Origin of the sequence: Pseudorhodoplanes sp. (assembly GCF_035565795.1) — a bacterium.
Classification (GTDB): domain Bacteria; phylum Pseudomonadota; class Alphaproteobacteria; order Rhizobiales; family Xanthobacteraceae; genus Pseudorhodoplanes.
In genome coordinates this window covers 1-20728 of record NZ_DATMRV010000190.1, presented here as the reverse complement: position 1 = coordinate 20728, position 20728 = coordinate 1, and the positions used below count along the sequence as shown (strand labels likewise).

The following is a 20728-nucleotide window of genomic DNA, read 5'->3' as shown; positions in this document are numbered from 1 at the left end:
TCATCTACAAGCTCGGCGACAAGGGCAAGGAAACGGTGATGGCGGTGTGCAGCGACAAGCCTGAAGTCGATGGCATCAAGCACGACTTCAACAAGGAGCCGCTGACCACGGTCAAGAACAACACCCGGTCGATCGGCGAGCGCCTGCAGAAGCAGGGTTCGACCCGCAAGATCGAGGTTCTGCCCGCTCCGGGTGGTGGTGTTGTTGCAGCGCCGAAGAAGGAAGTCGCCGCGGCTCCGGCGCCGAAGCCCTCGGGCAGCGACATTAAGCGGACCGCGATCAAGATCGACGTCCGCTGATCGAAAACCGGGTGGCCGCCGCATCTGCAGCGGCCAGCCCCTCCGAAAGAAGAAGGGAAGCCCGCCCGCGATTTTTCGCAGGCGGGCTTTACCATTTCCGCAAGACGTGCAGTCATGTGGATTGGGACAGACGTTGGGCAGGCGTCGAAGGCATGAGCGGCGAGATTATTCTCGAAACAAGAGACTTGACCAAGGAATTTGCGGGTTTTGTTGCGGTCAGTGGCGTCAATCTGAAGGTAGAGCGGGGGACCATCCACGCTTTGATCGGTCCGAACGGCGCCGGCAAGACCACCTGCTTCAATCTCCTCACCAAGTTCCTCAATCCGACCCGGGGTCACATTTTCTTCAAGGGCCACGACATTACCGCGATGCCGCCGGCCGATGTTGCGCGCCTGGGTGTGGTGCGGTCCTTTCAGATTTCGGCGGTGTTTCCGCACCTGACGGTGCTGGAAAATGTGCGTGTTGCCCTGCAGCGAAAGCGCGGTGGTTCGTTCGATTTCTGGCGCTCGCGCTCGGTGCTGAATGAATTCAACGGCCGCGCATTATCGCTCATAGACGATGTCGGATTGTCCGGCTTTGCCTCCGTGCCCGCGGTCGAACTGCCCTACGGACGAAAGCGCGCGCTCGAAATCGCAACCACACTCGCGCTCGATCCGGAGATGCTTCTGCTCGATGAACCGACCGCCGGTATGGGCCATGAGGACATCGACCGCATCGCGGCGCTGATCAAGCGGGTGTCGGCCGACCGGACCACGCTGATGGTCGAGCATAATCTGTCGGTGGTCTCAAATCTGTCGCACCGGATCACCGTTCTGACCCGCGGCCGCATTCTGGCCGAAGGCGATTACGCGACGGTGTCGAACAATCCCGAAGTGCGCGAAGCCTATATGGGGACCGGCCATGCTTGATCCTCGCACAGCGCTGCTCGCCGTCGAGAACCTGCAGGCCTGGTACGGTGAATCGCACATCCTGCATGGCGTTAATTTCGAGGTGTTTCCGGGCGAGGTGGTGACGCTGCTCGGCCGTAACGGCGCCGGCAAGACAACGACGCTGAAGTCGATCATGGGGATCGTCGCAAAGCGCACGGGGCAGGTCCGTTTCGAGGGCCGTGAACTTATCGGTCTGCCGTCGAACCAGATCGCGCGCGCCGGCATTGCGCTCTGTCCCGAGGAGCGGGGCATTTTCGCGAGCCTGTCGGTCGAGGAGAACCTGATGCTGCCGCCGGTGGTGAAGCCGGGCGGTCTTTCTCTCGATCGCATCTTCGAATTGTTTCCGAACCTGAAGGAGCGGCTTGGCTCAAGCCAGGGCACCAAGCTCTCGGGCGGCGAACAGCAGATGCTGGCGATTGCCCGAATTTTGCGCACTGGCGCCCGCCTGCTTCTGCTCGACGAGCCGACGGAGGGGCTTGCCCCCGTCATCATTCAGCAAATCGGCAACACCATTCGCGCGCTGAAATCGCAGGGCTTCACCATCCTGCTGGTCGAGCAGAACTTCCGCTTCGCCGCGACCGTGGCGGACCGCTATTATGTGATGGAGCATGGACGGATTGTAGACAAACTGCTCAGTTCCGAACTCGAACAAAACCTGGATAAGCTCCACGACTATCTGGGTGTCTGATAAATCGAAGCCAAAAAGGGCTCACAAGGAGGAAAGTGAATGAAACAATTAATGACAACGACAGCGCTGGCCATCCTGATCGGCACCGGAGCCGCCTCCGCGCAGACCAATGTCAAGATCGGCGTGCTCACGGATATGTCGAGCCTTTACGCCGACCTCGCGGGTCCCGGATCGGTTCTCGCCGCGCGCATGGCTGCCAATGACTTCATGGCCAACAACAAGGACGTCAAGGTCGAAATCATCAGCGGCGATCATCAGAACAAGCCTGACATCGGCTCCAACATCGCCAACCAGTGGATCGATGTCGAGAAGGTCGACATGATCATCGACACGCCGAACTCCGGCGTGGCGCTCGCCGTCAACGAGATCGTTCGCAACAAGAACAAGGTGTTCATCAATTCCGGCGCGGCTTCGTCGGATCTGACCGGTTCGAAGTGCTCGCCGAACACGGTGCACTGGACCTACGACACCTGGATGCTGGCGAACGGCACCGGCAAGGCGATCGTGAAGACCGGCGGCAATACCTGGTTCTTCCTGACTGCGGACTATGCATTCGGTCACGCGCTCGAGCGCGATACCGCGGCGGTGGTCGAAGCCAATGGCGGCAAGGTGGTTGGCAAGGTTCGCCATCCGCTGAACGTGCAGGACTTCTCGTCCTTCCTGCTGCAGGCGCAGAGCTCCAAGGCCAAGGTCATCGGTCTTGCCAATGCCGGCGGCGACACCATCAACTCGGTGAAACAGGCCGCGGAATTCGGCATCACCAAGGGTGGCCAGAGCCTTGCCGGCCTGCTGATCTTTTCGAGCGACGTGATGTCGCTCGGGCTTAAGACAGCCGGCGGTCTGACCCTGACCGCGACCTGGTACTGGGACCAGACCGACGGAAACCGCGAATGGACCAAGCGCTGGCAAAAGGAGCGCAATGCGAGCGGAAAGATTCCGACCATGGTGCAGGCCGGCGTCTATGCGGGAACGCTGCATTACCTGAAGGCGGTGGCCGCGGCTAAGAGCGCTGCGGATGGCAAGGCCGTGGTCGCCAAGATGAAGGAAATCCCGACGGACGATCCGTTGTTCGGCAAGGGCACGATCCGTGCTGACGGACGCAAGATCCACGACGCGTTCCTCTATGAGGTGAAGACCGAGGCGGAATCGAAATACCCCGGCGACATCTACAAGGTGCGCGCCACGATCCCGGCGGCGGAAGCCTTCCGTCCGCTCAAGGACGGCGGCTGCCCGCTGGTCAGCGGCTGATCCTTTCTTTCCCTCCCCCTGAAAGGGGGAGGGTGGCGAGCGTATGCGAGCCGGGTGGGCGTCGTTCGTGCTGAAATCTGACCCCCGCCCGATTTGCTTCGCTTCACTCGCAAATCGACCTCCCCCTTTCAGGGGGAGGTAAGACCGGGGGCGGGTGCTACCTTTATGTTCGAAATCTTCGGCATTCCATCGCAGGCGTTGTTCGGCCAGCTTCTGATCGGGCTGATCAACGGTTCGTTCTACGCGGTGCTGAGTCTCGGCCTTGCCGTGATCTTCGGCATGCTGAACATCATCAATTTTTCGCACGGCGCCCAGTACATGATGGGCGCGTTCTGCGCGTTCTTCCTTCTGCAATATCTTGGTCTGAATTACTGGGCGGCGCTGGTCATCGCGCCGATTGCCGTCGGCATCTTCGGCATCGTCATCGAGCGGACGATGCTGCAATGGCTTTACAAGCTCGACCACCTGTACGGCCTGTTGCTGACATTCGGGCTCGCGCTGATCATCGAAGGCGTGTTCCGGAATTACTTTGGCGCATCCGGCCTCCCATACGCCGTGCCTGAATCGCTGCGCGGCGGCATCAATCTCGGCTTCATGTTCCTGCCGATCTATCGCGCCTGGGTGGTTTGCTTCTCGCTCGTGGTCTGCCTCCTGACCTGGTACATGATCGAGCGCACGAAGCTTGGCGCCTATCTGCGCGCGGCGACCGAAAATCCGACGATCGTGCGTTCGTTTGGCGTCAACGTGCCGCGCATGATCACGCTGACCTACGGCTTCGGCGTCGGCCTTGCGGCGCTGGCCGGCGTCATGGCCGCCCCGATCTACAATGTCTCGCCGCAGATGGGCGCGGACCTGATCATCGTCGTGTTCGCGGTCGTGGTGATCGGCGGCATGGGTTCGATCATGGGCGCGATCGTGACCGGCTTCGGCCTCGGCGTGATCGAGGGCCTGACAAAAGTGTTCTTCCCCGAGGCGTCCAACACGGTGATCTTCGTCATCATGGCGATCGTGCTGCTGGTCCGGCCTGCCGGTCTGTTCGGAAGGAGGGCCTGACATGGCGCAGGACTTGGCGCAGGTCGAGACCGTCATGCCCGCCGAAACGGAGCGCAAGGGCCACGCCATCCCGATCGCGTTCGCGATCATGGTCGGCCTGCTGCTGATCGCCCCGTACTTCGTCTATCCGCAGATCGTGATGCAGGCGTTGTGCTTCGCGCTGTTCGCCTGCGCCTTCAACCTGCTGATCGGCTATGTCGGCCTTCTCTCATTCGGACACGCGTTGTTCTTTGGCTGGGCGAGCTATGTCTGCGCGCATCTCGCCAAGGTTGGGACCGTTCAGCTCCCGTACTGGCTGGGGAGCTGGAAATGGCTCGTGATCCCGATGCCGCCTCTGCCGCCGGAACTCGCAATTCTCGGCGGTACGGCTGTCGCCGCGCTGTTCGGGCTGATTGCCGGTGCGCTCGCCATCCGCCGGCAGGGCATCTACTTCGCGATGATCACGCTGGCGCTCGCGCAGATGATGTTCTTCTTCGCCTTGCAGGCGAAATTCACCGGTGGCGAGGACGGTATCCAGGCGGTGCCGCGCGGCTGGCTGTTCGGCACCTTCGATCTCTCCAGGCCGGCGGTGTTGTATGGCACCGTGCTCTGCATCTTCCTCCTCGGCTTCCTGCTGATCTATCGCATCATCCATTCGCCGTTCGGCGAGGTGCTGAAGGCGATCCGCGAGAATGAGGCGCGCGCGATCTCGCTCGGATACAAGACCGACCGCTACAAGCTCGTGGCCTTCGTGCTCTCGGCTGCGCTCGCGGGGCTTGCCGGCTCGACCAAGGCGCTGGTGGTGCAGCTTGCCTCGTTGACGGATGTGAACTGGCACATGTCCGGCGAGGTTGTGTTGATGACGCTGGTCGGCGGGCTCGGCACGATCTTCGGTCCGGTCGCGGGCGCCTTCATCATCATCGCGATGCAGAATTTCCTCAGTGCTCTCGATCAGTGGGTGACCGTGATCCAGGGCGTGATCTTCGTCATCGTCGTGCTGCTGTTCCGCCGCGGCGTGGTCGGCGAGATCGCCGCGCTGTTGCGGATCAAGTTGTAATTTGCGCAATGGACGCCGCTCCTTCTTTCCCTCCCCCCGCGAAGCGGTGGGGAGGGTCGCCCGACTGAGCGAAGCGAAGAAGGGCGGGGTGGGGGGCTTAGCGATCGCTGGCGATTTGTCGCCCCCCACCCCCGACCCCTCCCCACCGTTCGTTTCACTCACGGGGGGAGGGGAGTAGGTGCACATGGACTCCCTTGTCTTCGCCGCCGTGCTGTTCGCGGCCGCCTGTCACGCCGGCTGGAATGCCGCGATCAAGACCGGGCTCGACCCGCTGTCATCGACGGTGCTGATCACGACCGGCGCGGGTCTCGTCTCGCTCGCGCTGCTGCCCTTCGTCGGGTTGCCGCCCGCTGCCGCATGGCCGTGGGTGATCGCTTCGGTCGTGATTCATCTGTTCTATTTCATCGGACTGAGCGAGGCCTATCGCACCGGCGATCTCGGACAGGTCTATCCGCTGGCGCGCGGCTCGGCGCCGCTGATGACGGCGGGCGCAACTGCGCTTCTGATCGGTGAGAGGATCGGGCCTGCGGGATGGTGTGGCGTTATCGTCCTCGCCGCCGGGGTGCTGCTGCTGTCGTTGCGCGGCGGACGCCTGCTGCAGCCGCCGGACCGGCGCGCGGTATCCTTCGCGCTGTTCACCGCGCTGACGATCTGTCTCTACTCGGTCGCGGATGGCATCGGCGCGCGCACCGCCGTCAATCCGCATCCGTATACGATCGCGATGTTCATCGGCAATGCGCTGGTGATGATCGTCTATTTCCTGATCCGCCGTGGTCCTGTGGACATTTCGCCAATGCTGAAGACATGGCCGGTCGGCATGATCGGCGGCAGCATGCAGCTTCTGTCCTACGGCATTGCCATCTGGGCGATGACGCTGGCGCCGATCGCGCTCGTTGCCGCGTTGCGCGAAACCAGCGTCCTGTTCGGCGCACTGATCGCTGTCCTGTTCCTGAAGGAGCCGATGCGCCCGGCGCGCATCGTTGCGGCGCTGATGATCGTGTGCGGTCTTGTGGCGATCCGGCTGAGCTAGCTTCTGCTTCGTTCGTCCCCGCGCATGCCCGGAGCCGGCGGCGCCGCGAGCGGAGGTTTGCCCGCGCGCGATTTGGCAGCGGGTGCGGACTCGCCCGCATAGCCGTACCGCTTCGCCAGGTCCTCCGGCTTCGCACCCATCCGGTATCGCCAGCGCATCGCCGTCATTGTGCGCAACGTCTTCCACAATCCGTCGCGGTCATAGCGGTGGCCGGGCACTGTGACGCGAGAGGTCACGCAGATCGGCGGCGAGATCGCCTTGAGGCGCTGGCAGAGTTCGATGTCTTCCAGCACCGGCATCACCTTGAAGCCGCCGATGCGGAAGAATGTCTCGCGCTGCACGAAAATCGCCTGATCGCCGGTCGCAAGCCCCGTCGCGCGCGAACGCCAGTTCAGATAGCGCGCCACCAGAGGCAGCATCATGTGTCGTCCCGCGATCCGCAGATCGAAACGGCCCCAGACCGACGTATCGCGCGCGCGGCCATACATCACCTGCGTATCGGCATCGGGCGGCAGCGTCGTTTCGGGCCGCAGGAACAGGAAGATGAAACCGTTTGCGACCTTGGCGCCCTCGTTCATCTGGCGCGCGAGGCCGTGCGGCGATCGGATCACCTGATCGGCGAGCGGACGCGCGAGCATTGCGGTGCCGTCGTTCGAGTCGCCGTCCACGACGATGATTTCGGCATTGCGATCGCTGAACGGTCGCAGGGCCAGCAGGATCGGACCGATGCTGCGCGCATGGTTGTGCACCGGAACAATGATCGACAGGACGGGAGGCGATTTGCGCGCGGTGGCCATCCGTAACAGAATTCTCCGCTCGTCCCCGTGACGTCGGGGACCCGGACTGACGTACTGGATTCCCGCGGGCGCGGGAATGACCGCAGAGCTGAATCAGCTTGATGGCGCAAGAGCGGCATTGGCGGTGGACGACGGCAGCCCGATCCGCCCGAAGCCCGGTAGCTTCAATGCCGGGTCGCGGACATCGAAGCCGGCGACAAGCCCGCCGAGATTGACCTCAAGGCCCTCGACCCAGCCGAGTTTCACCCCGAGCAGCCCGTAAAGATTGGCTTCCACACCCGTGCCGCTATCGGTCCAGCCGAGATACGGGCTCGGACGGAAGTCGCGGCCGATCGCGTTCGGCGGCAGCGTCGCCTTGATCTGCGGAAGATCGCGCAGGATCGCAGCGACGAAGGAATTGCTGTTTGGCCCCGGCCACAGCCGGTAATCGCCGGCGTTCGAATAGCGGTAATTCCTCACGGCTTTCTCGACCGCCGGAATGATCGCCTCGGCCTGTTCACCGCGGATGTCGGCAACGACCGACGGCGCGGAGCCATACCAGCGCCCGTCCGGCGCCCAGCCATTCATCCGCACCGGATTGCCCCAGCCGACCACGTCGTAGCGGGTCCAGTTCGTCGCGCCGGCGCGCTTGAACACGACCCAGCTATGGACCGCGACCGCGCCCTTCAGACCGCCGGTGCGGCCGGACAGAAACAGCACGCGCGCCTCGGGATGCGCGGCGGCCGGGGGCAGGGCGCCGATGCTCGACCAGTCGGCATTGCGCCAGCCGCTCGGCCGGTCTTCGAACGCGAACAAGGCGGCCCGTGCCGCGACCGGCACGAGGAAAAGAACGAGGATTGTGAGCATGATGATCTTGCGCCAGGAGCGGCGTCGCGGAGGCGGGGCATCCATGGCGCAAAGCTAAGAAGCGATTTGCGGCCGGACAAGGGCGAGTGCCGCGGCAATGTCTCGCGCCAGTTGCCGTCGCGGTTCGTGTTACGATTGCTTGTCGGGCCAAACCTGGCTGCGGCAATCCGCCGAAATGGCGGTCTCGGGGGGGACATCGATCGATGCGGCAGCCAACAGCGATGCAGTCCTGTCGCGTGCTATTGGTCGCGCCGCGCTTCAGCGGACAATCGTACTGGAATTTCACGGCGGCGTGCGAGATTTTCGGGGCGCGTTTTCCGTCCGCCCCACTAGGGCTCATTACCGTGGCGGCGATGCTGCCACCGACATGGGAATGCCGCCTCGTCAACAGGAATACGGAAGACCTGACCGAGGCCGATTTGCGCTGGGCGGATATGGTCATGACCGGTGGCATGCTGCCGCAACGTCCGGATGCCTTGACGGTCATCGAACTGGCCCATGCGCATGGCAAGCCGGTGGTGGTCGGCGGGCCCGATGCGACGTCCGTGCCCGAGGCCTATGCGGCGGCCGATTTTCGGGTTCTGGGCGAGGCCGAGGGTGTGATCGAGGCCTTCATCGCTCGCTGGAATGAGGGCGACCGCGAAGGTGTATTCTCGGCCGAGAAGTTCCAGATCGATGTCACCAGGAGCCCCGTTCCTCGCTTCGATCTGCTGAAGCGCGAACAATACGCCTATCTCGGCATTCAGTTCTCGCGCGGATGTCCCTTCACCTGCGAATTCTGTGACATCATCGAACTTTACGGCCGGGTTCCGCGCACGAAGTCGAGCGATCAGGTGCTGAACGAGCTCGACGTGCTGTATCGCTCCGGCTATCGCGGCCATGTCGACTTCGTCGACGATAACTTCATCGGCAACAAGAAGGCGGTGAAGGCGTTCCTGCCGCATCTGATCGCCTGGCAGAAATCGCACGGCTACCCGTTCCTGTTCTCCACCGAAGCATCGGTCAACCTTTCCGATGATGACGCGCTGCTTGCGCTGATGCGCGAGGCAAATTTCTTCACTGTCTTCATGGGCATTGAAAGTCCCGACACCGAAACCCTCGTTTCGATGCAGAAAAAGCAGAATACGCGTCGCAAGCTGTCCGAGGGGGTCCACAAGATCTACAGGGCCGGAATGTCGGTGCATGCCGGGTTCATTGTGGGCTTCGATAGCGAAAGAACGAGCGTTGCCGAAGAGATGATTGCGTGCATAGAGGAGACCAGCATACCGATGTGTACCGTGGGTCTGCTCTATGCACTTCCGGGCACGCAGTTGACCCGACGTCTGGCCGCGGAAGGCCGATTGTTTCCGGTTTCATACAATGAAAGCGTGGTCGCCCGGGGAGGAGGGGATCAATCGGTGCATGGTCTGAACTTCGAGACCGTGCGCCCTCGCGCGGAAATTCTTCGCGACTACAGCGCGGTGCTGAAGCGCATCTACAGCGCGGGCGCATATTACAAGCGTGTTCGCGTGATGCTCACGATGCTGGATTGTCCCGTTCAGGATGAAAGCGCCAGTAAGGACCCGGTCCGGCCCGGCATTGGGGGCATTCCGTTCGAAGATATCGCGCTGTTGTGGCGCCTGACCCGGCGAATTGCGGTCAGGCAGCCGCTTGTGTTTTTCCAGTTCTGCCGCCTGTTATATGAATGCGCGAGACACAATCCCAGAGCGTTGCCTTACGCAGGCATGATGGCGGGGCTTTATCTTCACCTCGGACCGTTCTCTCAATTTGTTATCTCCGAAATCGAGCGGCAGATCGCGGAGATCGAGTCCGGTGCATGGGTGTCTCCCGGGCGCGCGACGGTCGAGGCATCGCAGGGCGTCGCGGCGTGACCTAAAACGCGTCGCGCGTCGCAGATGCGCACGACCGATCGCATGCGGTCACCGCACCCTGTTCCCGCTCAACGTGACATGCGCGTATTTGCCGGCGCCGTCCTTGGTCATGTCACCTGTGACGCGCTTGTCCCATTCCATCCCGACCACCGCGCCGTTTTTTGCGTCCGCAATCAGATTGTCGGCGATCAGCGCTGATCCTGAACCGGGCACCACGCTGACCGCGACGCCGACGCCGACGCCGCGGATCACGTTGTCGCTGACGATGACGTCGCGCAGATACGGACCGTAGCCAACTTCGACGCCCGCCGTCGGCGCGGTTTCGATCACGTTACCCGTCACCACGCTGTCGGCGGCGATGCCGATGCCGATGCCGTTTCCGTTGCCGGTGGGCAGGAGATTGCGGATCAGGTTGCCCTGAACCACAGCAAGGCGTCCGCCGACGTCGAAATTCGTCACCGAGATGCCGATAGTCGCGCCATCGACGGTGTTGCCGGTGATGACGGCGCCTTCAAACGAGAATTCCGAATAGATACCGACTTCGCTCATGCGCGTGCAGACATTGTCCGCGATCTGGATGTTGGACGCCGAATTGCCGCGCACGGCGGAGAAGGCGCAGCCGTCGATGCGGTTGCCGCGCACCATCACGTTGCCGGCGCGGAACACGCTGATCGCGTTGCCGTAGGGTCCGTCGCCGCCGGAATCGGCGCGGGTGTCTTCGATGCGGTTGTCGGTAACGATGGTGCCGTCATTACCAAAGGTGCTGCGCCAGACCTGGACGCCGTTATTGCCGGACCGCCGGATCACGTTGCCTGCGATGCGAAGCCCGGTGGAATCGATCGCAAACAGCGCGCCGTCGCCGGCATCCTCGATGGTGCAGCCGGCGACCACACCCGAGCAGCGTTCGAGCGAGATCGCGTTGCGGCCCGCATTCACGATGGTGCAGTCCGTGAGGCGCAGGTCCTGACCATCCGTCAGATGCACGAGTGCGCGGCCTTGCTGCGGCTTCAGCTTCGCACCGTCGATGACAAGACCGGTGAGGTCGATGCCGGCAGCGTTGTCGCCAGTGAATAGAGACGCGGCTTGCGCCAGCACGATGCGGCTCGCGCCGCGCGTCCCTGCGATCTTGGCATAGGGCGGCAGACGAAGGCCGGCTGCGCGATAGGTGCCCGGCGGCAGGATCAGCACCGTGCGCGCCTGCGCGGCGCGATCGATGGCCCGTTGCAGGGCTTGCGTCTGGTCCAGCGCGGAATCCGGTTTGAGGCCGAGTCCGCTGGCGTCGATGCCGAGCAGGGGCGTAGCCGACGCAGGCGCGGCGCCCCCAGCCGCTGCGACGGAGCCTGCGGCGATGATGGTGCGGCGGGTGATGCTCATGGCGCGGCTTCCCGGCTCGGACGGTTCCGCCATCATCATAAGCCGCTGGGAGGCCACTCCGCCCGCCCGCATCCAACTATCGTGCGGCAGGGTTAAGCGGCGACGCGGCAGGATCTTCGGAACCTCAGGCCTGCTTACCGTCTTAACCCAGACGGGCTGGTTCCTTTGGGCGAAGCATTCGTGCTCGCTTTCTTACCGTACGTCTCATCGCAGACAGTAATGGAGTAAGGATATGGCCACAAATCTCGTCTCATCCATTTTGCAGATGCTGCCGCCGGACGTGATCGGAAGAATTGCGTCGGCGCTTGGTCTTGACCGGACGATGGCTCAGAAGGCGGTCAGTGCTGCGATACCGGCCATTCTCGCAAGCCTGGCCGGGCTCGTCTCGAAGTCTGGCGGCGTGCGCCAATTGTCGGACATGCTGGCGCAGCAGAATCCGGGCGGCCTGGAGTCTCTGCTTGGCGCGCTTGGCGGATCGCCTCAGGCCGTTCGTTCGAGTTCCGAGCACGGGCTCGACATGCTCTCTACGGCTATGGGAGGCGGTGGCCTCAATTCCCTCACGTCCGCGCTCGGTGACTATGCCGGTCTCGGCGCGGGCAAGAGCGAGTCGCTGCTCGGATTGCTCGCCCCGTTCATCGTGGGTGGCCTCGCAAAACAGCAGGCCAAGGCTGGTCTTGACGCTGGCGGTCTTGCGTCGCTCCTGAAGTCACAAGGCGAGCAAATCGCCGCAGCCATGCCGCAAGGTTTCGCCAGTCGACTGCGTGACAGCGGCTTCCTCGATACGCTCGATGGCGATTTACGCCGGAAGGCGGAGAGCGTTGCGTCGGCGACGTCCAGCACCGCGCATCAGGTTCGGGACATGGACGAGACCACTTACGCGGCCTCGCGCAGCGCCATGGCTTCAGCGCAGCAAGGCATGACGACCTGGCCCTATTGGCTGGCCGGTTTGGCAATTCTGGCCGGCATCGGCCTCTTCTATATGAGGGACGTGGACAAAGGCACGGATGTTGCCGAACAGCCGGTCAAGACCGCGCCTCCTCAGACGACGGGTCTAGCGAGCGCAAATCCGACGCCGGCTGAAGTGACGGGTGTCGTAACCAGTTCGGTCAACGGCATGCGAAACGTGCTGGAAGGCATTACCGATCCGGCATCGGCCCAGGCGGCTCTCCCCAAGCTGCAGCAGATGAATGCGGACCTGGAAAAACTTTCCGACGCGGCCACTCGGCTTTCGCCGGACGCCAGATCCACGCTCGCAAACCAGCTGACGAATGTGATGCCCGCCTTTAATCAGCTCTGCGACCGTGTGCTCGCAATTCCGGGCGTCGCGGCCATTGCGAAACCGTTGATCGATTCAATGCGAACCAAGCTCGACACCATGGCGCGCGCCTGAGCGTATTGGAGGCAGAACGATGACTGACAAGTCGAATTTTTCTCCCGATGAATGGAAGCTGCTTCTTGAGAGCGTGATGATGGCCGGTATGGCCGTTTCCGCCGCAGAGCCCAGCGGTCTTTGGGGTCTGCTCAAGGAAAGCTTCGCCAGCGGTACGGCGCTCGCGAAGGTCAATCTCGCCGAGAGCGGCAATCCCTTGATCAAGGCGGTGGTCGCTGATTTCGAAACGTCAGAAGGGCGCAGCGCCGCACGCGACGGTATCAAGGCCAAGCTCGCCGGAGCGAGTGCTCCGGAGATCAAGAAGCGAAGCATCGAGACGCTGAGCCAGGCGGCCGCGCTGCTGGATGCCAAGGCACCCGCCGATGCTGCCGCCTTCAAGGCTTGGCTCCGTGAGATCAGCCAGGGCGTGGCGGAAGCTGCAACCGAAGGCGGCTTTGCCGGGTTCGGTGGAGTCCAGGTCAGCGACGCTGAAAAGGCGACGCTCGAGGAGATATCAAGCGCCCTGAAGCTTGCGGCGTAGATGTCATCACGCGATCCGCAGGCGCGCCTTTGCGCGCTTGCGGATGAATGGCAGGGGCTGGGTTACGGCAGCGAGTCGCATTCCAGGGCCCCGCGCGACAGCACTTTTGTGCCGCCGGCGGCGTCGATCGCGACTTCGGTGGCGTAGGCCACGATGCTCGGATTGTCGCGTGGAGCCTTGTCGCGCTTGTAGGCCTCCGCGCAGATCTGGGCCGACGGGGCTTTCAGGTCGGACGGCACCAGCTTTTCCTTGACGAGTTCTGCCCAGCATTTTTGTGCATCCGCCATCAGCGAGCAGGGCGCATTGATGCCTCGCTTGTAGCGCAGACGCAGGGTGCCGTTGGCAAGCGCCAGATTTTGCAGCACCGGATTGCTCAGCGCCGCATCGCGCAGGAGGATCTTGCCGCTCCTGGCATCGATGATGACGAAGCCGGTTGCACCATGCGGATCGAGATCCGAGAACAGAAGAAACATACCCCTGCGGCCCTCGAGCGTCATGCCGTTGGTGTCGAGCACCGTAGCGCCCGCTACCGGCGACGCGGTACAGGCGGCCTTTGCATCGCGCACGATCTCGGCATTCTCCGAACTCGGGCCGTCCTGCGTTTCGCGGATCATCAGGTCCGGAAAATAGGTGCAGCGGATTTCGGCGTCGTCGTCCGGCTTCGGCTTCACGGTCTGGACCGACATTGGCTTGTCGAATTGATCCGGCGTCTGCGCGAGAACGGGAGGGATGACGCATAGTGAAAGCGATAACGCTGCCGCCCATCGCGCGGCGAATTTCAGTCCGATGGCATTGCGCTTGATCATGATGCTGTTCCGGCGTTAGCGCCGCCTCCGGCGGAGAGCCGCGCTTGCGGCTTCGATGATAGCTTCGCCCGCCGCCACCAATCTTTCGGGCGTGATGCGCGCCGATAGCGGCGGCACATGGATGAACGCAGCGAGCTTCGGTCCGTCGTCATCCTCCGCCGCGCAGGTCGCGTGCCAGAGCGTGTAGTTGCACAGATAGTCGCCGGCATCGCGCGACAGGCGCGCCGGCAGGCCGGAACGCACCAGCGCGCGGAGGAGAGCGGCGTTAGGCGCACGTGCCGCGCGGGTCCGTGGTCCGGCCTCGTCGATCCGGCTAGGGCCGCGGGTGAAGCCGCCCGCATCGGGATGGTGCGAGATGCGATTGCGCGCGAGCGTCTCGACACGGATCGCTCGTGATCGCGTCGCGAGCCCGAACATGATCAGCGCGTCCGGCTTGTAGGTCTTCAGAAGGCGCGGCAGCGCGCGGTCCACTGTCCTGTAGCGGGTCTGGAACACATGCGCCTTGATCGTGACGCCGTCTTTCGCCGGCCGGCGCTTGCGCGCCAGCGCACGCACCAGCGGGCCGGTCGGATTGGCGGGCGCTCCCGGAAAGGGACCGAAACCGGTCACAAGGATGCGCAAGGAGCGGGGCCTCACAGCCGCTTTCTCATGCGCGTGAGCGGCACCGGTGCGCCGCCGCGTTCGTCCATCACATTCTCGACCGGTTGATAGCCGCAGGCGCGGTAGAGCGGCACGCCCGACATCGTGGCCATCAGTTCGACCCGCGTGAAGCCTTCGGCGCGCGCTGCAGATTCGCAAAGATCGAGGATCAGGCGGCCGACGCCGCGGCGGGTGAATTCGGGATGCGTGTACATGGCGCGCACTCGCGCCGCGTCCTTCGTCGGATCGAGCAGGGCGGCGTCACGTCCGGACGATGCGTCCCCGCCATAGAGTGTTGCGCGCCGGCTCCATCCGCCACAGCCCGCCAGCGACCCGTTCTGTTCGATCACGAAATAGGTGCCGTCGGACACGAGCTGGGTGTCGAGCCCCATGATGGCTCGGCTCGATGCGATCTGCGACGCATCGAGAAAAGGCTTCTGCAATTCGGTGATGGCGCGTTCCATCAGGGCGACAAGCGCCGGGAGATCGTCGTGTGTGGCAAGGCGGTGTTGCAGGTCTGCCATCGCGTTACATCCCCATCGCGGTTGCGATCTCCTCGACGGCGAGCATCGGCGAGAGCTTGCCCGCGGCGACGGCTTTCTCGATCTGCGGCAGCCGGCTCTTCAGTTCGGGATCGGCGCGCAGCTTTGCGAACAGGCGCTCCTCCAGCATCGACCACATCCATGTCACCTGCTGTTCGCGGCGCTTTTCCGCCAGCGCTCCGGACGCTTCAGACAATTGCCGATAATCGCAGATGCTCTGCCAGATCGCGGCCAGACCATCGCCGGTGAGGGCCGAATAAGTCACCACCGGCGGGGACCAGCCGTCGCTCGCCGGCTTCAATATATGCAGCGCCGCGCGATATTCAGCGGCCGCCGCCCTGGCGCGGGCGATGTTGTCGCCATCCGCCTTGTTGACCGCGATCATGTCGGCGAGTTCGACCACGCCCTTCTTGATGCCCTGCAATTCATCTCCGGCCCCCGGCAACATCAGCACGAGGAAGAAGTCCGTCATGCCCGCGACGGTGGTTTCCGACTGGCCGATGCCGACGGTCTCGACCAGGATCACGTCGTAGCCTGCGGCCTCGCAGAGCAGCATGGTTTCGCGGGTTTTCGCCGCGACACCGCCGAGCGTGCCCGAAGAGGGCGACGGACGAATGAAGGCATTGTCGTCGGCGGACAGTCGCGTCATGCGCGTCTTGTCGCCAAGGATCGAGCCGCCGGTGCGGGTGGACGACGGATCGACCGCGAGCACAGCGACCTTGTGACCCTTGGCGGTGAGAAAGCTGCCGAGCGCATCGATCGTGGTGGACTTGCCGACACCCGGCGATCCGGTGATGCCGACACGAATCGCCTTGCCGGTGTGAGGCAGAATGCTCTGCACGAGCTGATGCGCCTGCCGGCGATGATCTTCGCGACGGCTCTCAATCAGCGTGATCGCGCGCGCGAGCGTCGCGCGGTCGCCCGTGCGAATGGCGTCGGACAAGGGACGAGGATCGGCGGGCTTTGAAGTCACGAGGCAGAAGCGCTTTCGATTCCGGGCAGCTTGGTCAGGTAGCCATAGCACAAATGCCGCCACCGTCGCGCAGCCCTAGCGATCGCACAGCTTGTTCTCATCCAGCAATGCGCGGTTCGGACCGGCCTTGGCCCATTCGCAGGCCGGTCTGGCGATCTCCCGGGCCTCGGCCATGCGGCCGTCGGCAAGCGTGAGCGCTAGGGCAATCTGCATGTGGAAGGCAAATTCCGGGTTGAGAACCTTGCGCCACAGATCCACTTCGGCGAGCCCGGTCCGCAATTCACGCTCGGCGCCCGCATTGTCCTTGGCGTCGATGAGATCGATGGCGTGGAAATAGCGCGGCCTTGGATCGCGCGGATATTGCGCGATCAGGTCGAGCGCGCGCTTGCGCCATTCGTCCGCACCTTTCGGCGTTTCGCTTTCCGGCACGATCGCCGCAGCCATCATGCCGACGCGATAATTCTGCGGGAGCGGCGTGAACGCAAAGGCGAACATGGCGAACCCCGCAAGGCCGATGATCGTCGCCAGACCTGCAAAGCGCGGATGCGTGTCCTCCTTGCGCCAGATCGTGAGCAGCAGACCGCCGATGATCAGCCCGCCCAATGCGCCACCGGCATGCGCGGCAATATCGACCTTTCCGCCAGACGAGGTGAGCGGCAGCATCGAGGGAATGAGGACGTAGATCGAGGTGGCCAGCAGCGCGGTGCGGTCCGCTCCCTTCGGGAAATGAAACGCGAGCACGAGCAGCGTCGCGAACAGGCCCATCACCGCGCCGGATGCGCCGACCGACACGAGAGTGTCCGGATTGAACGCGAGCGAGAACAGGGCGCCCGAGATGGCGCCGATCACGAAGATCGCAGCGAGCCACGCGCGGCCGACGAGGCCCTCCAGAATGCGTCCGGCGAGATAAAGCGCGACGCAGTTCAGAAACAGATGGCCGATATCGGCGTGCAGAAGCGGACCGGAGAACAGCCGGAGCCATTCGCCCTGCATCACCAGCGGCCGATAGATGCCGCCGAAGGCGAGCAGGGAGGCGATCGATGGCTGCAGCATTCCCGTCCACGGACCGACGCCGTAGACGATTTCCGCAACGAAGATCGCGCACAGCACGGCCATGATGCCAGCTGTCAGATAGGGAAAGCCGCGATCGGGATTGCTCGCTGCGGCCGGTGGCGCCGCCGCGACCACGTTTTCTTCGCGCGGTGAGGTCAGAAGCTTTCCGATGAAAGTGGCCGGCGGTGTCCAACGCCCGTAGAGCGTGTTGTTCCAGAGCGCCTTTTTATCCGGATCGATGGCCCAGCCGGAGATTTGCACCTTCGAGAAGATCCCGGACGGCCGGAACGGAGCGAGCCTCTGGCGCGTGTCCGGATCCTCCGGCCCGACCTCCATGACCATGATCATGACGGGCATTTTGTTGAAGTGAATCCGGCCGGTGTAGTGCAGGCAGGCCTTGCCGATATCGGTGGTCGCTTCCGGCGTCAGTCCGAATGTTTTCTCCGGATTGGTCTCGCGATCGATAAGGCAAAGAAGCGTCAGGCTGTAGCCGTCATGCCGCATCAGTGCGAGGTCGCAATTCTCGGCGAGCGGCGCCGCCTCCGCGACGACACCCACCACATAGCCCTCCTTCGCGACGAGCTGCCGCGCCATGTAGGTGCAGAACGTGTCGGGAAAGCCAGGGAGAATGGCCTGGCCAGGCTGAACAGCGGCGTCGGACACGAGCATCTTCCCCCTGGACGCCGCAATGTCATCCCGATCGGACGGCCACTCAAGCCCTTTGGATCGAACGGCGATTAAACACGCTTGAACGCCGGGCGTTCATCGAGACGCGATCGTATGACAGCCAGGCTATTCCGCCGCTTTCTGCCCGTAGCCGAGCCGCTTGTTGAGCTTGCGGATCAAATCCTCCGCCGCTTCTGCGATCACCGTGCCGGGCGGGAAGATGGCTTCCGCGCCCGCAGCTTTCACCGCGTCCCAGTCCTGCGGCGGGACAACGCCGCCAACCACGATCATGATGTCGCCGCGGCCCTGCTTCTCAAGTTCTGCCTTAAGTTCAGGAACGGCAGTCAAATGCGCGGCGGCAAGCGAGGAAACGCCGACGACATGCACGTCGTTTTCGACCGCCTGACGCGCGGCTTCCGCCGAGGTCGCGAACAGCGGCCCGATATCGACGTCGAAGCCGAGGTCGGCAAAGGCAGACGCGATCACCTTCTGGCCGCGGTCGTGCCCGTCCTGGCCGATCTTGGCGACAAGGATGCGCGGCCTGCGGCCTTCGTCGGTTTCGAATTGCGTGACGAGCTTGTGGACCCGCTCGACGGCGTCGGACATTCCGCCGACCTCCCGCTTGTAGACGCCGGAGATCGCCTTGATCTCGGCGCGATGACGCCCGAACACTTTCTCGAGCGCTGATGAAATCTCGCCGACGGTCGCCTTGGCGCGCGCGGCATCGACCGCCAGCGCCAAGAGGTTGCCGCCCTGTGTGGCGCCGTTGGTCAGTGCGGTGAGCGCGGCTTCGACGGCCTTCGGATCGCGCTCCTTGCGCAGGCGAGCGAGCTTGTCGAGCTGCAGCGTGCGAACCGTCGAATTGTCGACCTTCAGCACGTCGATCGACGCTTCGGCCTTCGGCCGGTACTTGTTCACGCCAATGACCGATTGCACGCCCGCGTCGATGCGGGCCTGGGTCTTGGCGGCGGCTTCTTCGATGCGCAATTTCGGAATGCTGGCCTCGATGGCTTTCGCCATGCCGCCGAGTTCCTCGACCTCCTGGATGTGACCCCAGGCCTTCTTCGCGAGTTCGTCGGTGAGCCGCTCCACGTAGAACGAGCCGCCCCACGGATCGATGATGCGTGTCGTGCCGCTTTCCTGTTGCAGCACGATCTGCGTGTTGCGCGCGATGCGAGCGGAAAAGTCGGTCGGCAGCGCCAGCGCTTCGTCCAGCGCATTGGTGTGCAGCGACTGGGTATGTCCCTGCGTCGCCGCCATCGCCTCGATCATGGTGCGCGGGACATTGTTGAACACATCCTGCGCCGCGAGCGACCAGCCCGAGGTCTGGCAGTGCGTACGCAGCGAGAGCGAGCGCGGATCGTTCGGCGCAAACTCCTTCATCAGCTTCGCCCAGAGCAGGCGTGCCGCCCGCATCTTGGCAACTTCCATGAAGAAGTTCATGCCGATCGCCCAGAAGAACGACAGGCGCGGCGCAAATTTGTCGATCGGAATGCCGGCGCCGATGCCGGCGCGCACATATTCGACGCCGTCGGCGAGCGTATAGGCGAGTTCGAGATCCTGCGTCGCCCCGGCTTCCTGCATGTGATAGCCGGAGATCGAAATCGAATTGAATTTCGGCATGTTCTGCGAGGTGAACGCGAAGATGTCCGAAATGATGCGGAGCGATGGCGCGGGCGGATAGATATAGGTGTTCCGCACCATGAACTCTTTGAGGATGTCGTTCTGGATCGTGCCCGCGAGTTTCGCCGGCGGCACGCCCTGTTCCTCCGCTGCGACGATGTAGAGCGCAAGCACCGGCAGCACCGCGCCGTTCATCGTCATCGACACGGTCATCTGGTCCAGCGGAATGCCGGAGAACAGCGTGCGCATGTCGTAGATGGAATCGATTGCGACACCGGCCATGCCGACGTCGCCGGACACACGCGGATGATCGGAATCGTACCCGCGGTGGGTGGCAAGATCGAAGGCGACGGAGAGGCCCTTCTGCCCGGCGGCGAGGTTGCGCCGGTAGAAGGCGTTGGAATCCTCAGCCGTGGAGAAGCCGGCATATTGCCGGATCGTCCAGGGCTGGTTCACGTACATGGTCGGGTAGGGACCGCGCAGATAGGGCGCGATGCCGGGATAGGTTTCCAGAAAATCGAGCCCGGCGATGTCGGCTTCGCCATAGACCGGCTTCACCGGGATGCCTTCCGGCGTCATCCAGTCGGGTGCGGCTGTATCCGTGGGGGCCGCGATCTGTGGGGCCCGCCATTCAACAGACGTGAAATCAGGCAGCTGGCTCATGGCACTCCAACGCTCCGAGCAGCGGAAAGGTAGCACATTTTGTGCGGCGCATCACGGGCGTTTCCCGAGGAGGGCGTATGCTTCGTTCAAGGTCGCAAGCGCGTCGCAGCCTGCAAAAACCAAGCTTTGCACGCCCGCCTGCTTCAGCGCGTCCGCAAGGTCGCCGGGCCGTCCGGCGAGATAGATGTGGGTGGCGCCGGCCGCAGAAAGTGCGCGCGCGGCGGCTGCGCCTTCGTTTGCGTAAACCTCGTCCGACGAGCACAGGCAAGCGAGCGATGAGCCGGATTGCTTGAACGCGTCAGCAAGATCATTCCCCGATGCCTCGACTGCGGCGATGCCGCCGGCTTCGAAGAAGTTCTTTGCGAAGGTCGCGCGCGCGATGTGGTCGGCCGGCTTGCCGAGCGTGGCGAGAAAGATTGTCGGACGCGTGCCGTTCGCTTTCAGCATGACGTCGGACGCATCGCGCAGCTTTTCATAGGGCTCCGCCAGACGAATCGAGGGCAGGGCAGAGAAGCCAGTGCGCTCGCTTTCCCGCAACGGGTGCGCGGCTGGCATCAGGACATCGACCGGCACTTCCGAAAGATGCGGAAACTCACTCGTCCCGGTCAGAGGATCTTTCCGCGTCGCCACGGCTTTTTCGCGCGCCGCGCGCGTCTCGGCTACCGCTTTCTGAATAAGCCCG

The 20728-nt window shown here is 63.5% G+C and carries 20 protein-coding genes; 10 read left to right on the top strand and 10 right to left on the bottom strand.

The window, feature by feature from the left end; genetic code table 11:
- The 7 genes from VNZ93_RS16995 to VNZ93_RS16965 form a co-directional block, all read left to right on the top strand.
- The coding region (locus VNZ93_RS16995; protein WP_414710103.1) for a hypothetical protein at positions 1 to 299 on the top strand (299 nt) is incomplete at its 5' end.
- 152 nt (positions 300 to 451) lie between these two features.
- Complete coding sequence (locus VNZ93_RS16990) at positions 452 to 1207, top strand: ABC transporter ATP-binding protein (RefSeq protein ID WP_325707662.1); 756 nt, start codon at positions 452 to 454, stop codon at positions 1205 to 1207.
- Entirely contained in the window at positions 1200 to 1916 is a 717-nt protein-coding gene (locus tag VNZ93_RS16985) for an ABC transporter ATP-binding protein (protein WP_325707659.1), read from the top strand. Before VNZ93_RS16990 ends, VNZ93_RS16985 begins: the two co-directional genes overlap by 8 nt.
- Before the next feature lie 39 nt (positions 1917 to 1955).
- On the top strand, positions 1956 to 3164 hold the full coding sequence (locus tag VNZ93_RS16980; RefSeq protein ID WP_325707656.1) for an ABC transporter substrate-binding protein: 1209 nt from the start codon (positions 1956 to 1958) through the stop codon (positions 3162 to 3164).
- A gap of 165 nt (positions 3165 to 3329) precedes the next feature.
- Positions 3330 to 4217: a branched-chain amino acid ABC transporter permease gene (locus VNZ93_RS16975; RefSeq protein ID WP_325707653.1), complete on the top strand. Its 888-nt coding sequence runs from the start codon at positions 3330 to 3332 to the stop codon at positions 4215 to 4217.
- 34 nt (positions 4218 to 4251) lie between these two features.
- Positions 4252 to 5253, top strand: coding sequence for a branched-chain amino acid ABC transporter permease (locus tag VNZ93_RS16970; RefSeq protein WP_325707665.1), 1002 nt, complete (start codon positions 4252 to 4254; stop codon positions 5251 to 5253).
- Between the two features lie 184 nt (positions 5254 to 5437).
- Positions 5438 to 6283: an EamA family transporter gene (locus VNZ93_RS16965; protein WP_325707650.1), complete on the top strand. Its 846-nt coding sequence runs from the start codon at positions 5438 to 5440 to the stop codon at positions 6281 to 6283.
- On the opposite strand, the gene VNZ93_RS16960 is transcribed toward VNZ93_RS16965, so the two are convergent.
- Both VNZ93_RS16960 and VNZ93_RS16955 read right to left on the bottom strand, forming a co-directional pair.
- The gene (locus VNZ93_RS16960; RefSeq protein WP_325707647.1) at positions 6280 to 7080 is read right to left on the bottom strand and encodes a TIGR04283 family arsenosugar biosynthesis glycosyltransferase; all 801 of its coding nucleotides are present in this window, start codon (positions 7078 to 7080) and stop codon (positions 6280 to 6282) included. The genes VNZ93_RS16965 and VNZ93_RS16960 overlap by 4 nt on opposite strands.
- Before the next feature lie 93 nt (positions 7081 to 7173).
- Positions 7174 to 7926 carry a DUF3750 domain-containing protein gene (locus VNZ93_RS16955; protein WP_325707644.1) on the bottom strand — a complete coding sequence of 251 codons (753 nt, stop codon included), beginning with the start codon at positions 7924 to 7926 and terminating at the stop codon, positions 7174 to 7176.
- Between the two features lie 203 nt (positions 7927 to 8129).
- Between VNZ93_RS16955 and VNZ93_RS16950 the strand changes: the two genes are divergently transcribed.
- Positions 8130 to 9797: a B12-binding domain-containing radical SAM protein gene (locus tag VNZ93_RS16950; protein WP_325707641.1), complete on the top strand. Its 1668-nt coding sequence runs from the start codon at positions 8130 to 8132 to the stop codon at positions 9795 to 9797.
- A 48-nt stretch (positions 9798 to 9845) separates the two neighbouring features.
- Here the strand turns inward: VNZ93_RS16950 and VNZ93_RS16945 are convergent, their stop codons facing one another.
- The gene (locus tag VNZ93_RS16945; protein ID WP_325707638.1) at positions 9846 to 11171 is read right to left on the bottom strand and encodes a TIGR03808 family TAT-translocated repetitive protein; all 1326 of its coding nucleotides are present in this window, start codon (positions 11169 to 11171) and stop codon (positions 9846 to 9848) included.
- Between the two features lie 232 nt (positions 11172 to 11403).
- On the opposite strand from VNZ93_RS16945, the gene VNZ93_RS16940 reads away from it, so the two are divergent.
- Together VNZ93_RS16940 and VNZ93_RS16935 are read left to right on the top strand one after the other, a co-directional pair.
- On the top strand, positions 11404 to 12561 hold the full coding sequence (locus tag VNZ93_RS16940) for a DUF937 domain-containing protein (protein ID WP_325707635.1): 1158 nt from the start codon (positions 11404 to 11406) through the stop codon (positions 12559 to 12561).
- Positions 12562 to 12580: 19 nt separating this feature from the next.
- Entirely contained in the window at positions 12581 to 13081 is a 501-nt protein-coding gene (locus VNZ93_RS16935) for a hypothetical protein (RefSeq protein ID WP_325707633.1), read from the top strand.
- A 62-nt stretch (positions 13082 to 13143) separates the two neighbouring features.
- Here the strand turns inward: VNZ93_RS16935 and VNZ93_RS16930 are convergent, their stop codons facing one another.
- The 7 genes from VNZ93_RS16930 to VNZ93_RS16900 all read right to left on the bottom strand — a co-directional run.
- Positions 13144 to 13887: a hypothetical protein gene (locus VNZ93_RS16930; protein WP_325707630.1), complete on the bottom strand. Its 744-nt coding sequence runs from the start codon at positions 13885 to 13887 to the stop codon at positions 13144 to 13146.
- 15 nt (positions 13888 to 13902) lie between these two features.
- Positions 13903 to 14508, bottom strand: a complete 606-nt coding sequence (locus VNZ93_RS16925; protein WP_325707628.1) for a pyroglutamyl-peptidase I — start codon at positions 14506 to 14508, stop codon at positions 13903 to 13905.
- An 11-nt stretch (positions 14509 to 14519) separates the two neighbouring features.
- The gene (locus tag VNZ93_RS16920) at positions 14520 to 15050 is read right to left on the bottom strand and encodes a GNAT family N-acetyltransferase (protein ID WP_325707624.1); all 531 of its coding nucleotides are present in this window, start codon (positions 15048 to 15050) and stop codon (positions 14520 to 14522) included.
- Positions 15051 to 15054: 4 nt separating this feature from the next.
- The gene (gene meaB / locus VNZ93_RS16915) at positions 15055 to 16041 is read right to left on the bottom strand and encodes a methylmalonyl Co-A mutase-associated GTPase MeaB (RefSeq protein ID WP_325707621.1); all 987 of its coding nucleotides are present in this window, start codon (positions 16039 to 16041) and stop codon (positions 15055 to 15057) included.
- A 75-nt stretch (positions 16042 to 16116) separates the two neighbouring features.
- Complete coding sequence (locus VNZ93_RS16910) at positions 16117 to 17757, bottom strand: rhomboid family intramembrane serine protease (protein WP_325707618.1); 1641 nt, start codon at positions 17755 to 17757, stop codon at positions 16117 to 16119.
- 129 nt (positions 17758 to 17886) lie between these two features.
- A complete protein-coding gene (gene scpA, locus VNZ93_RS16905) occupies positions 17887 to 20046 on the bottom strand; it encodes a methylmalonyl-CoA mutase (protein WP_325707615.1) in 2160 nt (719 codons plus the stop codon).
- Positions 20047 to 20097: 51 nt separating this feature from the next.
- A partial coding sequence (locus VNZ93_RS16900) for a cobalamin B12-binding domain-containing protein (RefSeq protein WP_325707612.1) occupies positions 20098 to 20728 on the bottom strand: 631 nt, incomplete at its 5' end.

Coding starts and splice junctions, on each gene's coding strand:
- VNZ93_RS16980 (WP_325707656.1), top strand. CDS start 1,956: ATGAAACAATTAATGACAACGACAGCGCTGGCCATCCTGATCGGCACC.
- VNZ93_RS16935 (WP_325707633.1), top strand. CDS start 12,581: ATGACTGACAAGTCGAATTTTTCTCCCGATGAATGGAAGCTGCTTCTT.
- VNZ93_RS16960 (WP_325707647.1), bottom strand. CDS start 7,080: ATGGCCACCGCGCGCAAATCGCCTCCCGTCCTGTCGATCATTGTTCCG.
- VNZ93_RS16975 (WP_325707653.1), top strand. CDS start 3,330: ATGTTCGAAATCTTCGGCATTCCATCGCAGGCGTTGTTCGGCCAGCTT.
- VNZ93_RS16985 (WP_325707659.1), top strand. CDS start 1,200: ATGCTTGATCCTCGCACAGCGCTGCTCGCCGTCGAGAACCTGCAGGCC.
- VNZ93_RS16945 (WP_325707638.1), bottom strand. CDS start 11,171: ATGAGCATCACCCGCCGCACCATCATCGCCGCAGGCTCCGTCGCAGCG.
- VNZ93_RS16930 (WP_325707630.1), bottom strand. CDS start 13,887: ATGATCAAGCGCAATGCCATCGGACTGAAATTCGCCGCGCGATGGGCG.
- VNZ93_RS16955 (WP_325707644.1), bottom strand. CDS start 7,926: ATGCTCACAATCCTCGTTCTTTTCCTCGTGCCGGTCGCGGCACGGGCC.
- VNZ93_RS16965 (WP_325707650.1), top strand. CDS start 5,438: ATGGACTCCCTTGTCTTCGCCGCCGTGCTGTTCGCGGCCGCCTGTCAC.
- VNZ93_RS16970 (WP_325707665.1), top strand. CDS start 4,252: ATGCCCGCCGAAACGGAGCGCAAGGGCCACGCCATCCCGATCGCGTTC.
- scpA (WP_325707615.1), bottom strand. CDS start 20,046: ATGAGCCAGCTGCCTGATTTCACGTCTGTTGAATGGCGGGCCCCACAG.
- VNZ93_RS16950 (WP_325707641.1), top strand. CDS start 8,130: ATGCGGCAGCCAACAGCGATGCAGTCCTGTCGCGTGCTATTGGTCGCG.
- VNZ93_RS16940 (WP_325707635.1), top strand. CDS start 11,404: ATGGCCACAAATCTCGTCTCATCCATTTTGCAGATGCTGCCGCCGGAC.
- VNZ93_RS16920 (WP_325707624.1), bottom strand. CDS start 15,050: ATGGCAGACCTGCAACACCGCCTTGCCACACACGACGATCTCCCGGCG.
- VNZ93_RS16990 (WP_325707662.1), top strand. CDS start 452: ATGAGCGGCGAGATTATTCTCGAAACAAGAGACTTGACCAAGGAATTT.